General features: G+C 71.4%; 11 protein-coding genes. 5 read left to right on the top strand and 6 right to left on the bottom strand.

The window, feature by feature from the left end; translation table 11 throughout:
- Positions 1-9 precede the first annotated feature (9 nt).
- Complete coding sequence (locus tag H4Q84_RS13820) at positions 10-525, bottom strand: peptidylprolyl isomerase (protein WP_248579672.1); 516 nt, start codon at positions 523-525, stop codon at positions 10-12.
- A gap of 175 nt (positions 526-700) precedes the next feature.
- Here H4Q84_RS13820 and H4Q84_RS13815 point away from each other — a divergent pair, with 175 nt between their 5' ends.
- Positions 701-1369 carry a hypothetical protein gene (locus tag H4Q84_RS13815; protein WP_248579671.1) on the top strand — a complete coding sequence of 223 codons (669 nt, stop codon included), beginning with the start codon at positions 701-703 and terminating at the stop codon, positions 1367-1369.
- A 16-nt stretch (positions 1370-1385) separates the two neighbouring features.
- Here H4Q84_RS13815 and H4Q84_RS13810 read toward each other — a convergent pair whose 3' ends face one another.
- Genes H4Q84_RS13810 through H4Q84_RS13790 form a run of 5 tightly spaced genes read right to left on the bottom strand, consistent with a single transcriptional unit; the run spans position 1386 to position 5411 of the window.
- Positions 1386-2417, bottom strand: coding sequence for a 1-acyl-sn-glycerol-3-phosphate acyltransferase (locus H4Q84_RS13810; RefSeq protein WP_248579670.1), 1032 nt, complete (start codon positions 2415-2417; stop codon positions 1386-1388).
- Positions 2414-3247, bottom strand: a complete 834-nt coding sequence (locus tag H4Q84_RS13805) for a patatin-like phospholipase family protein (RefSeq protein ID WP_248579669.1) — start codon at positions 3245-3247, stop codon at positions 2414-2416. The genes H4Q84_RS13810 and H4Q84_RS13805 overlap by 4 nt, the downstream gene beginning before the upstream one ends.
- Entirely contained in the window at positions 3244-3621 is a 378-nt protein-coding gene (locus H4Q84_RS13800; RefSeq protein ID WP_248579668.1) for a DUF3817 domain-containing protein, read from the bottom strand. Before H4Q84_RS13800 ends, H4Q84_RS13805 begins: the two co-directional genes overlap by 4 nt.
- A 4-nt stretch (positions 3622-3625) precedes the next feature.
- Positions 3626-4399, bottom strand: a complete 774-nt coding sequence (locus tag H4Q84_RS13795) for an SURF1 family protein (RefSeq protein WP_248579667.1) — start codon at positions 4397-4399, stop codon at positions 3626-3628.
- Between the two features lie 55 nt (positions 4400-4454).
- Entirely contained in the window at positions 4455-5411 is a 957-nt protein-coding gene (locus H4Q84_RS13790; RefSeq protein WP_248579666.1) for a hypothetical protein, read from the bottom strand.
- Between the two features lie 83 nt (positions 5412-5494).
- Here H4Q84_RS13790 and H4Q84_RS13785 point away from each other — a divergent pair, with 83 nt between their 5' ends.
- The 4 genes from H4Q84_RS13785 (at position 5495) to H4Q84_RS13770 (ending at position 12060) form a co-directional block, all read left to right on the top strand.
- Positions 5495-6460 (top strand): MoxR family ATPase, encoded by a 966-nt coding sequence (locus H4Q84_RS13785; protein ID WP_248579665.1) that lies wholly within the window; start codon positions 5495-5497, stop codon positions 6458-6460.
- Between the two features lie 56 nt (positions 6461-6516).
- Complete coding sequence (locus H4Q84_RS13780) at positions 6517-7635, top strand: DUF58 domain-containing protein (RefSeq protein ID WP_248579664.1); 1119 nt, start codon at positions 6517-6519, stop codon at positions 7633-7635.
- Positions 7632-9797: a transglutaminase domain-containing protein gene (locus tag H4Q84_RS13775; RefSeq protein ID WP_248579663.1), complete on the top strand. Its 2166-nt coding sequence runs from the start codon at positions 7632-7634 to the stop codon at positions 9795-9797. Before H4Q84_RS13780 ends, H4Q84_RS13775 begins: the two co-directional genes overlap by 4 nt.
- 64 nt (positions 9798-9861) lie before the next feature.
- Positions 9862-12060, top strand: a complete 2199-nt coding sequence (locus tag H4Q84_RS13770) for a galactose oxidase-like domain-containing protein (protein WP_248579662.1) — start codon at positions 9862-9864, stop codon at positions 12058-12060.
- The last annotated feature ends 8 nt before the right edge of the window (positions 12061-12068 follow it).

Raw genomic sequence — 12068 nt, 5'->3', positions numbered from 1 at the left:
AAAGGTGGCTCAGACTTCGGCGATCTCGACGGTCTCGATGACCACGGGCACGGCCGGGCGGTCCATAGCGCCGGTCTTGACCTTGCCGACCGCGTCGACGACGTCGCGCGAGGACTGGTCGGCGACCTCACCGAAGATGGTGTGCTTGGCGTTGAGGTGCGGCGTCTTGCCGAGCGTGATGAAGAACTGCGATCCGTTGGTCGCGGGGCCGGCGTTGGCCATCGCGAGCAGGTACGGCTTGTCGAAGACCAGCTCGGGGTGCGGCTCGTCCTTGAACGTGTAGCCCGGGCCACCGGTGCCGGTGCCGAGCGGGCAGCCGCCCTGGATCATGAAGCCGTCGATGACCCGGTGGAAGCCGAGGCCGTCGTAGTAACGCTCGCCGCTGCGGCCGGCGTCGTCCTTGTAGTCCTTGGTGCCCTCGGCCAGGCCGACGAAGTTCGCGACGGTCTCGGGCGCGTGGTTGGGGAACAGGTTGATGACGATGTCACCCAGGTTGGTCTTCAGGGTGGCCTGCTGGTCAGCCATGGCTGCCTCTCGATCGACGATGTGTGTGGTGCTTCCGCACGTGTGAAGTGCAGGGGCGATCCTCCCACGAGGCCCAAGGCAGTACGCCGCCCGGCCGAGCCGTTCACCGGACTGGCTGTAGCACCGGTTGGCGGGACATGGTGAGATGGAGGTCCACCGTAGAAAGGTTGGCCACATGCGACTGCGCCGCAAGCAGACACTGATGGATCGGGCCTCGGAGTTCGCCGAGTCGGTCCTCCCCCAGATCGAGTCCGCCCTCGAGTCGGCCCTCGAGTCCAGCAAGGAGTCGGCGCGTGATGCGCAGGCGAAGGCCGCGCCACTGATTGCGCAGGGTCGGCAGATCGCTGCCGAGAAGGGCGCCGAGGCTGCTGCCGTCGCCGCCGACAAGGCGTCGAAGGGTGCCTCTCTCGCAGCCGAGAAGGCCCAGGTCGGCGCGGCCTACGCCGCCGACAGGGCGTCGGTCGGCCGTGAGGTCGCCGCCGCCCGGGTCGCCACCCTGCGTGGCCAGGAGCCCGAGCCCAAGGGCGGCAAGCTGAAGAAGATCCTGCTGTTCGGTGGCCTGCTGGCCCTCGGCGGCTTCCTCTTCAACAAGCTGCGCGGCCAGACCGAGGACAGCTGGCAGTCGTCGTACGAGCCGAAGCCCGCCCCGACGAGCGTCCCGAGCAGCACCGGCAGCCACGCTGCCACGCCCTCCGCCGCGACCGGCTTGAGCGACGACAGCGCCGGCGGCACGCCCGGCGAGGCCGTTGCCGACTCGATCGAGGAGCCGCACGCGGCAACCACGCCCGACGACCCGGCGACGATCATCGACGTCGACGACGTACCGGACGACGCCAAGAAGTAGCAGCAGCTCAGCGAGCTCAGGACCGGCTGGAGGAGAGATCCTCCGGTCGGTTCTCTGCTATCCAGGCGTCGATCGTCGCCCACCACTCGAAGAGCCACTCGATGCGCTCCTCGCGGTCGGCCGGGATCTCCTCGCGCGGCACCTCCCACCAGCGCATGATGATCCGCTTGTCGAGCGGCACCTCGCGCCAGACGTCGCCGACGCTCAGCAGGTGGTCGAGGCCGGTGTGCGCGACCATCACCACGTCGGCGTCCGGCGCCGCGTCGAGCGCCGCCAGGAACCCGCCCGGGCGCGGAGCCAGCACGTGGATCATCTGCTCGGCACGCTGCGCCATCCGCTCCAGGCCGAGCTTGCGCAGCCGGGCGATCGCCCGCTCCCGGCGCTGCGGGGTGAAGTTGCCGCCCTCCGGGAAGATCACGAACGCGTCGTTGCTGTCGAGGTGCGAGGCCAGCTCGGCGATCTGCGACTCGAGGTCCTCGCCCTGCCCAGGGTTGGCCGAGATGAACCGCGCCGGGATACGCCGCAGGAGCACGTCGATGACGGGGTCCCAGGCCAGGGTGTCCTTGAGTACGACGCGGGGCTCGCGCCCGTACCAGTGCATCAACGCGTACATCAGCGTGAACGAGTCGCCCGGCCCCGCGTGGCGGCAGCACACCAGGATCGGCTTGTCGGGGTGCTGGTCGGGCGCCGGGCCGTCGGTATGGACCTGGAGCCGCAGCACCCGCCGCGCCTCCCGGAAGAACACCACGAGCAAGCCCTCGACCAGGTCGTAGTGGATGCCGGCGAAGTACGGCGACCTGATCCTCCAGCCGAACCCGCTGGCCAGCCACAGCCCGAAGAGCACGACCAGCAGCAGCGACTCGCACGTCAGGTAGAGGATCGCCACCCACCCCACGCGCAGCGCCCGCCACTTGCCCGGGAGCACCTTCGCGACGAGCGGCGACAATGCCGCGGCGACGATCAGCCACAGCGGCAGGGTGATCCAGATCAGCGCGGTCAGGCCGATCAGGGCGGGCGCGACCAGCAGCCGCCGGACCGCCCAGTTCATTCGAGGCCGTCCAGGAAGTCGACGCTCGCCTCGTACGTCGCGTCGATGCGCCGCAGGATCCCGTCGAAGTCGCGGTGTGCCCGCAACGAGTCGTCACGCGCCGACGTACCGGCAGCGGGCAGGACGTGCGCGACCACGCCCTCGGGCAGCTCGGCCATCTCGCGGGCGAAGCGGTGCCGCCGGGCGATCTCGAAGCTCACCCGGGCCACCTCCCACGGCCGGCTCGGCGGAGTCAGCGGCCGGTCGATGCGGCCGACCTGGAGAACGAAGATCCGGGTCGCGCCGAGCTGTGCCGCCCGGCCGACCGGGATGGAGTTGACGATGCCGCCGTCGAGAAAATGTTCGACGCCGAGGTCTGTCACGACCTTGGCGGGCGGCAGCAGTCCGGGTACGGCGGCGCTCGCGACCACCGCGTCGACCACCGGGCCGGTGGAGAACCAGTGCTCGGCGGCCCGTTCGATGCTGGCCGCACACACCTGGAACCGCACCGGCAGCTCCTCGAACGTGAGGTCGCCGAACTCCTCGCGCAGCCGGCGGCTCAACGGCCTGGCGGAGTACGCGTGGGTGCCCGTGGAGATCACCCGGCGGACCGTGCGCAGCGGACGGTCGCCGTACACGTCTCGCGAGCGGGAGGTGTCGTGCCACAGCTCGGTGAGGCGTTCGATCACGGAGAGCGTGGGGTCGCGGGCGACCATCGCGCCGTTGAGGGCGCCGACGCTGGTGCCGAGGACGAGGTCGGGCAAGATCCCGCGTTCGAGCAGGGCGCGCAGCATGCCGACCTCGACCGCACCGAGGACGCCGCCGCCGCCCAGCACGAACGCGGTGGTCACCCGGCGACTCGTGCCGGGGGCTGGAGCTCGGGGTGCTCGGCGCGCAGGCGGGTCGTGACGCGGTGCTCCACCCAGAAGATGAGCAGCGGGATCAGGCCCGCCAGCAGCATCACCAGTAGGAACTGGAGAGACCAGCCGGCCCGGCGCGAGAGCAGGAACGCCACCACGACGTAGACGATGTAGACCCAGCCGTGGATCAGCGCCACGACGCCGGTGAGGCTGTCGCCGAAGCTCTGGAGGTCACCGCCCTTGGCCCACGCGGCTGCGTCAATCACGTTGTGGCCGTATTTGAGCACCATGCCGGCGGCCAGGGCGACGAGCAGGAGACCCACGACGAGGGCCAGGACGCGGTAGGTCGTGAAGAGCTTGCGCACCACGTCAAACTACCGAGTCGCCCGCACCGTCCCCGGTGTGGGCCAGCTCGTCGCGCATCCAGCGCCACCAGATGAACGCCGCGAACGCGCCGAAGAACCACCACTCGATCGCGTAGAGCAGGTTGCGCAGCGCGGTGAACCGGCTGGCGTCCGGCAGCTGCTCGAGATCGGCCGGCGCGAGCGCCTCGTTGCCGGCGTTCGACTGCGCGGCCTGCGGGTCGACGACCGCGTAGGCGCCGTACAGGTCCTGGTCGACGTGCTGGATGGCGTCGGCGATCCGCAGCTGCGGGAGTACGTCGTCGGTCGGGTCGCTGTCGAGCTGACCGGTGCCGTCGGGTGGCTGGAGCCAGGCGGTCACCATTGCCTCACCGGTCGGCGGCGACCCCGCGTCGGCCACCGTGGCCGCCCAGCCGCGCACCACCAGCAGCGCCGAGTCGGCCTGCCCGGTGACGGCGAGCGGCGTGACCGCCCAGACGCCGTCCTGGCCGCCATGCTTCCGGCCCTCGACGTAGACCGTGCCGCTCGGCACCCAGCTGCCCGCGACGGTGACCGGCTGCCCGACCCGGTTGCCGGGGAACGGGTCGTCGGGACCCATCGTCTCGGTGAGCGACATCGGCTCGGTGCGGGTCAGGTCGGTGGCCTCGGCGGTGCGCTGGGCCTGCCACGCGCCGAGCTGCCAGAACCCCAGCGCGACGGCGGCCGCGAGGAGCACCAGCGCGAGCGCGTGCACCCCCAGCGCCCTCGGCCTCAGCAGCAGAGGCAGGCGGGGCGGGGTCACGCCGGAAGCCTAACGAGGCGACCTCAGAGCCCGGTCGGCTCCTGCATGGGCATGCTCAATCAGGCTCGGCCTCGTTGCACACCGCCCACGGGAGCCCGTCGGTCAGCGTCAGCGCGGCGGCCACGCGCGGGTTGCGCACGTCCCAGCCGATCCGGCCGGTCGACGGGTCGGCCACGGCGTTCTCGAAGGCGTCGCCGAACCCGATCGGGCCGGAGGTCGGGGCGTCCGTCGCGAGAGCGGAGCGTTCGAACAGGTCGGCCCGGTCGGGTCCGAGCCGCGCGGTGCCCAGCCCGTCGCCGTACGACACGGAGAAGGCCTCGAGGTCATCGAAGGCGGTCACGTCGTGCGTGGCCAGTGCGGTGGCGGGCGGCACGCAGCCGACCCGGAGGTACGTCGACTCCGCCGGCACCGCCGTCGTGAGGTCCCGCGCATCGGCACGGTCGCCCCACACCTCGTCGTCCTCACCGGCCAGGCCAACCGACAGCAGGTGTCGCTCGGCGTCGGCCGTCGCGCCCTTCAACGGACCCACGCCCTCGGCCACCGCGCCGGCGACCCGGCCGAACGGCAGGTCGGACCGGAACGCGAGCACCCAGCCCGGCCCCTCCGGCGTGACCCAGTGCGCCTCCCAGTCGACGTCGTCCTGGGTGAAGCCGTGGTCGAGCATGAACCGTGAGTTCTGCTCGCGCAGCAAACCCTCGGTGAGCAGCACCGTCTCCTGCGGCGCCCGCTCCCAGAAGTCGTTGCGGTCGGTCATCGGATCGTCGCTCGTCAGGTCGGGCAGCCCGAGCTCGGCGCGCGCCCGGTCGAAGTCGGTGATCGTGATGGTGGTCGCGATCGCCGGGATCAGCGACAGCGCGGCCCGACCGGGTGCGACGTCGCGCGCCGCGTCGTACGACGCGATCAGGGGGTCCGCGCCTTCGAGCGACGGGGCCATCGTGGGAGCCGCGTCGTCACCACATCCGGCGAGCGCCAGGCCGCACGCGAGAAGCAGGGAGACGAGAGCCGGACGCACGGGCGGCAAGTCTGCCAGTGTCCTTTCCCGGGTCGTAGTCTTCGGTGCGCACCGACACCGCGCACCGCTTACCTGGGGGACCAATGACGATCACGACCGCTCAGGCCGAGCGCTTCCGCGACGCGTTCGACCAGATGACGGCCAACATCGGCAAGGCCGTGCTCGGCAAGGACCACGTCGTCCGGCTCTCGCTGACCTGCCTGCTCGCCGAGGGTCACCTGTTGCTCGAGGACCTGCCCGGCACCGGCAAGACCATGCTGGCCCGGGCGCTCTCCAACACCATCGAGGGCACGCACGCGCGCATCCAGTTCACCCCCGACCTGCTGCCGACCGACGTCACCGGCGTCACCGTCTACGACCAGCACAAGGGCACCTTCGAGTTCCACCAGGGACCGATCTTCCATGACATCGTGCTGGCCGACGAGATCAACCGTGCCTCCCCCAAGACCCAGGCCGCGCTGCTCGAGGTGATGGAGGAGGGTCACGTCACCGTGGACGGCATCGCGCACGACGTACCCCGCCCCTTCATGGTCATCGCCACCCAGAACCCCATCGAGCAGGCCGGCACCTACCGCCTCCCCGAGGCCCAGCTCGACCGCTTCCTGATGAAGACCAGCGTCGGCTACCCCGATGCCGAGTCCACCGAGGAGCTGCTGCTGGGCGCCAACATCCGCGACCGAGCCGCCCTGGTGTCGCCGGTGGCCAGCGGCGACCTGGTGCGCGAGATGAGCGCGCTCGCCGACGAGGTGTACGTCGACCGCGCCATCGTCCGCTACGTCCGGCAGCTCGCCGAGGCCTCGCGCGGGCGTCCGCACGTGCGGATGGGCCTGTCGGCGCGCGGCGCGCTGGCGATGATCCGGGTCGCCAAGACCTGGGCGATCTCCACCGGCCGCACCGCGGTCACCCCCGCCGATGTCACCACGCTCGCCCACCCGGTGCTCTGCCACCGGCTGCTGCTCGACCCGCAGGCCACGTTCAGCGGCATCGGTGTCCACGACGTGATCACCGACCTGCTCGCAGCGGTCGAGCCTCCGGTCGACCGGGCCTGACCGGGCTGCTCGTGCGGGCGTTCAGGATCGTCACACCTGCGGGATGGGCCGTAGCGATGCTCTCTGCCCTGGCGCTGGTCGCGGGGCAGGCGACCGGCCTGGGCGAGCTGCGGCTGATCGGGCTCGCGGGCATGGTCGCGCTCGTGATCGCCGTACCCTTCGCGGTGCTGCCGACCCGCGTCGACGCCAGGCTCAGCGTGCAGCCCCGGCACACCACCGCCGGTGGCCGCGGCCTGGCCCGGCTCGAGGTCACCAACCTGCTGCCCGCCCCCCTGCTGCACCCGACCGTGCGGATCCCGGTCGAGCACCGGCAGACCTACCTGCGCCTGCCCCTGCTGCGCCGGGGGCGACCGGCGGCCGAGGAGGTCGACGTGCCCACCGAGCGCCGCGGCGTCGTCGACATCGGACCGGTGTGGGGCACCCGCGCCGACCCGCTCGGCCTCTTGCGCCGCGAGCAGCGCTGGGCCGATCCGGTGGAGTTCTACGTGCGGCCGCGGATCGTCGGGCTGCAGCCGCTGCCGCCCGGCGGCCTGCACGACCTCGAGGGTGTGCCGAGCGACCAGACCTCGATGACCGACCTGGCCTTCCATGCGTTGCGTGAGTACGTCCCCGGGGACGACCTCCGCCACGTGCACTGGCGGTCCTCTGCGAGGGCCGGTGAGCTGCTGGTGCGGCAGTACCACGACACCCGGCGCAGCCACGCGTGCGTCGTGGTCGACGACGCGCGCGATGCGTACCTCGATGCGGAGGACTTCGAGCTCGCGCTGCAGGCGGCGGCGTCGCTCATCGTGCGTGCGGGCATCGACGACTACGAGACGGCGCTGGTGTGCGGCGTACAACAGGCGTTCGGTGACCCGGGGACGCTCCTCGACGCGTGCTGCCGGGCCCACCTCGGCGGCCTTGGCCTGCTCGGGGCCGCGCGACAGGCGATGACGCTGGCGCCCGACACGTCGCTGCTGGTCCTGATCACCGGCCGTAAAGGTGGCGTGCGCGCCGACGAGACGCTGATGCGGGCGGCGCGGGAGTTCCCGGCCGGGGTACGCACCATCGCGATCTCGGTCGACCGGCCCGACGGTGAGCTGCGGGTGGGCATCGGCGAGCTCGGCGGGTTCACGCTGACCGCGCTGGACGACCTGCCGGCCATGCTCAACGGACTCGCGCGGTTCGGCCGATGACCGAGTCCCGGCCCAACCTCGACATGGTGCTGACCGCAGCGCTGACTGCGTGCGCACTGGCCGCGTGGGACTCCACCTACGACTCCTACAGCTGGGTCGTCGTCGCCCTGATCGGTCTCGCGCTCGGTCTCGGCGTCTCGGTCTTCACTGGCACGCTCAACTTGTCGATGTGGATCCATGTGCCCGCGCTGCTTGGGCTCTACGTGCTCACCGCCGGTGTCGTCGCCACCCAGGCGCCGCCCGGCGTGACGTTCATCGGCGACTCGATCGCCGCCACGATCTCCTGCTGGGCCGACCTGGCCGGCACCCACCCGACCGTCGCCGGCGAAGGCACCCTGCTGCTCCCGCCGTACGCCGTCGCGCTGCTGAGCAGCGGGCTGGCCGGCGGTATCGCCCTGCACACCCGGCGGGTCGTGGTGCCGGTGCTGCCGCTCATGGCCGCCTTCGTGGTGGTGCTGGTCCTGGGGCGGCAGGGCTTCACCTCGCTGCCCTACGCCGCCGCGTTCGCCGTCGTCGCCACACTCTGGATCGGCCTCCGCAGCCGCCGGGTTGTCGCGCACCCCAGGCCCCCGGCCGACTCGTGGGGCGGCCGCCTCGAACGGCTTGTGCCTGCCACGGTCGTCCTCGCCCTTGCTGCCGGGACGGCGTACACACTGACCGGCGACGCGGGCGACACGGCCGACCGACTGCTGCTGCGCAACCACATCGGTGCGTACGACGCGGCTGCAGTTCGGACGCCACTCGACGACTTCCGGCGGTTCACCGACCAGCCCGGTGCGGCCAACAACCTGCACGACCGGCTGCTGATGACGCTGCGCGGGGCGCCGACGGGCGGCCGGGTGCGCTTCGCGACGCTCGACCAGTACGACGGCCGGCACTGGTACGCCGGCAACGGCACCGACCCGTCACGGTACGACGATCGCTACCTGCACATCTCTGACCACTTCGAGAACCAGGCGACGGGCAAGCGGGCGTACGTCTCGCTGCGCGTGAGCCGCGACTGGGACAGCCCGTGGGTGCCGCTGGTCGGGTCGCCGCAGTCGGTCGATGCCGGGTTGACGCGCGCGGGTGACAGCCGTCTGGACGAGATGCGGATCAACCTGGCGTCGTCGTCGGCGCTGATGACCAGCGACCTGACGGTGCGCGACCAGCTGGAGTACGACACCCGGATCCCGAAGGACCGGTTCAGCGAGAGGTCCTTCCCGTCCGGCTTCGTCGAGCCCACAGCATTCGAGCAGGCGGAGTACTTCGGCGGCCCGATCCTGGTCTGGACCCAGGGTGCTGCCTTCCCGATGCAGGCGCTGATGCAGGCCGCGAGGGTGTTGCGCACCCGGGGCTACTACTCCGACGGACTCGAGCCCGACGGGCAGGTCTACCTCGCCGGCCAGTCGACCCAACGGCTCGGCAAGGGCTTCGTCTACGCGCCGCGGATGGTGGGCAACGACGAGCAGTACGCCTCCCTCATGGCGCTGATCGCCTCCCGGCTGCGCATCCCTGCACGAGTCGTCATAGGAGCGGTGGTGCCGGGCGACGGGCAGGTCTTCGGAAGCGACGTGCAGGCGTGGATCGAGGTGCGCACCAACGACGGCCTCTGGCGCACGATCCCCACCGAGGCGTTCATGTCTCGCCGGCCGCCGCCACGCACCAACCCTCCCCCGCCCGCCTTCACGGTGCCCCGCAACGTCGATCGCGACGACGAGGACCAGACCCAGCAGGACCAGCCGCGCGATGAGCAGGCCGGTGAAAAGGACCGGGACCAGCCCGATACCCCGCTGCCCCGCTGGCCGTTGGCGTTGCTGCCGGTGGTGCTCCTCGGCGTCGTACTCGTCGCGAAGTGGTGGCGCCGCCTCCGCCGTCAGCGCGCCACCCGCCCCTCCCTGCGCTTCGCCGGCGCCTGGCAGGAGCTCGTCGACCGCGCCCGCGACCTCGGCCTCGACGTGCCCGCGCGTACGACGCGGCCGGCCCAGGCCACGGCGCTCGGTGTCGACCCGGCGCTGGCGGTCATCGCCGACGCACAGATTTTCGCCCGCGACGAGCCGACCGCCTCCGACGCCGATGTCTATTGGTCGCTGATGACCGACGTACGCCGCCGCGTCGGGGAGCCCGTGCCGCGGTGGCGGCGGTGGCTGGCGTGGGCCAACCCCCGCTCGATCCTCCCGTGAATTGGGCATGCCGGTGATGCAGTGCCTCGTCTATCGTTCAACCCACATCCGGGGGGTGACGTCGATGTGGGGTGTGTTCAGGCGCTGGGTCGCGGGGCCGGGAGGTCTCGCCGTCGTCGTTGCCCTGGGAGTCTCCGTCGCTGGCGCGATCGCGGTGCCGCACGACGCAACGCTCGACACCCCGGGCCAGGGAGCGCATCACGGGAAGCCTCCGGAGGGGCACGGCTCGATGCCGATGCTGGCGGTGCCGGCTGCGGCGTACGTGCCCGTCGCGCCGACCCTCGACCGTTCGGGTTGGACCGCCATGTCGCCTCCGGGTCGGTCGGGCCGACGCGCGCGGGCCGCGGCCAGGAACCAGGCCATGAAGGTTCTCGACGGCCGCGCCGGTACGGCGTGGCACCCGGCCGTGCCGCGCCCGGGCACCGGTCGCGCCGGGACTCTCCGTCTGCGCCAGCTCACGATCGACCTGCACGGCCCGGCCATGGTCTCGGGGTTGCGCTACACCCCAGGGCGCAAGCCTCTCGGGCGGATCGGGCGCTATGTCATCCACGTCAGCTTCGAAGGACAGACCTGGCAGCGGGTCGCCCACGGCCGCTGGGCCGACAGTGCACAGGTCAAGGCCACGACCTTCGCTCCCGTCCCGGCCGGCCGCGTCCGGCTCAGCGTCAGGTCCAGGGCCGGCAAGCAGGCGCAGGTGGAGAGCGCGGCCGAGATCGAGCTCCTTGGGACCCCGCCTCCCCCGCCTCCCCCACCTCCCCCACCTCCCCCACCTCCCCCACCTCCGGCCACCGATCAACCGCCGGGCTTCCACCCGGGCCTGTGGAGCGACCCGATTGGGCTGCCGATCGTTCCCGCGACGGCCATCTTGCTGCCGAACAACAAGGTGCTGACGTTCTCGGGCGTGGCCGCTAACGGGTTCACGACCGACTCCACCAACGGCGGCAAGACCCAGATCTCGATCCTCGACGTCAGCAACGGCGTCAACGCCGGCAGGCGTGAGGTCGCCGAGACGGGCCACGAGATGTTCTGCACGGGCCTCTCGATCCTGGCCGACGGCCGGGTCGTGATCACCGGCGGTTCCGGCGCGTCCAACACCACGATTTACGACCCCGGGACCGACACGTTCACCACCGGGCCACAGATGGCGATCCCGCGGGGCTACCAGACCTCCGTGACCCTTTCCGACGGGCGGGTCCTCGCGCTCGGAGGTTCGTGGAGTGGCGGCGCGACCGATAAGGACGGCGAGGTGATGGCCGCTGCCGGGACCTCGTGGCGCCGCCTCGCAGGGGTGAGGGCCAATTCCATCCTCACCCCCGACTGGCAGGGCTGGTCGCGCCAGGACAACCACGCCTGGCTCTTCGCGATGTCGGGCGGCCGGGTCTTCCACGCCGGTCCCAGCACCCAGATGAACTGGTTCGGCACCTCGGGTGACGGCACGACGACCTCTGCGGGCGACCGGGCCGACGCGCCGGTGATGATGAACGGCAACGCCGTGATGTACGACGCCGGCAAGATCCTCGCCGTCGGCGGTGCGCCCAACTACCAGGAGAACAACGACGACTCCGCGCGGTTGGCCACACCCCGGGCCTACACGCTCGACATCACCGCCGGGTTCGGCCAGCCGGTCGGTGTACGCCGGGTCGGTGACATGTCGGAGCCGCGGACCTTCGCCAACAGCGTCGTGCTGCCCGACGGCTCGGTCATGGTCACCGGTGGTCAGCAGCGCGCCAAGCCGTTCACGGACACCGCAGCGGTCCGAGCGGCCGAGATGTGGGACCCGGCGACCGGGCTGTTCACCAGGCTGGCCCCCGAGGCCATCCCGCGTACGTACCACTCGTTCTCGCTGCTGCTTGCCGACGGCCGCGTGATGGCAGGTGGCGGGGGGCTGTGCTGGACCTGCGAGACCAACCACCCCGATGTCGAGATCCTCACCCCGCCATACCTGCTCAAGGCCGACGGGACTCTCCGCACTCGGCCCGCCATCACGGGAGGCGTCCCCGCCGAGGTGTCGGCGGGTGCCACCCTCACCGTCACCACGGACAAGCCGGTTGCGTCGTTCGCACTGGTCCGAGTGGGAACGTCCACGCATTCGATCAACTCCGACCAGCGCCGCGTGGCCCTGACCCCGTCCCCGACCGGGCAGAACACCTACCAGGTGACGATCCCGGCCGACCGCGGCACGACCGTCCCCGGCCCGTGGCTACTGTTCGCGCTCGACGCCTATGGCACTCCCAGCAAGGGGCAATGGGTGCAGATTCCGTGATGGAGTGA

It is taken from the genome of Nocardioides sp. InS609-2, assembly GCF_023208195.1.
GTDB lineage: Bacteria > Actinomycetota > Actinomycetes > Propionibacteriales > Nocardioidaceae > Nocardioides.
This window is presented reverse-complemented; position numbering and strand designations above follow the sequence as displayed.

Bases quoted from the DNA above. Each gene is read 5' to 3' on its own strand.
- H4Q84_RS13780 (WP_248579664.1), top strand. From the start codon at position 6,517: ATGCTCTCTGCCCTGGCGCTGGTCGCGGGGCAGGCGACCGGCCTGGGC.
- H4Q84_RS13770 (WP_248579662.1), top strand. From the start codon at position 9,862: ATGTGGGGTGTGTTCAGGCGCTGGGTCGCGGGGCCGGGAGGTCTCGCC.
- H4Q84_RS13785 (WP_248579665.1), top strand. From the start codon at position 5,495: ATGACGATCACGACCGCTCAGGCCGAGCGCTTCCGCGACGCGTTCGAC.
- H4Q84_RS13775 (WP_248579663.1), top strand. From the start codon at position 7,632: ATGACCGAGTCCCGGCCCAACCTCGACATGGTGCTGACCGCAGCGCTG.
- H4Q84_RS13820 (WP_248579672.1), bottom strand. From the start codon at position 525: ATGGCTGACCAGCAGGCCACCCTGAAGACCAACCTGGGTGACATCGTC.
- H4Q84_RS13815 (WP_248579671.1), top strand. From the start codon at position 701: ATGCGACTGCGCCGCAAGCAGACACTGATGGATCGGGCCTCGGAGTTC.
- H4Q84_RS13810 (WP_248579670.1), bottom strand. From the start codon at position 2,417: ATGAACTGGGCGGTCCGGCGGCTGCTGGTCGCGCCCGCCCTGATCGGC.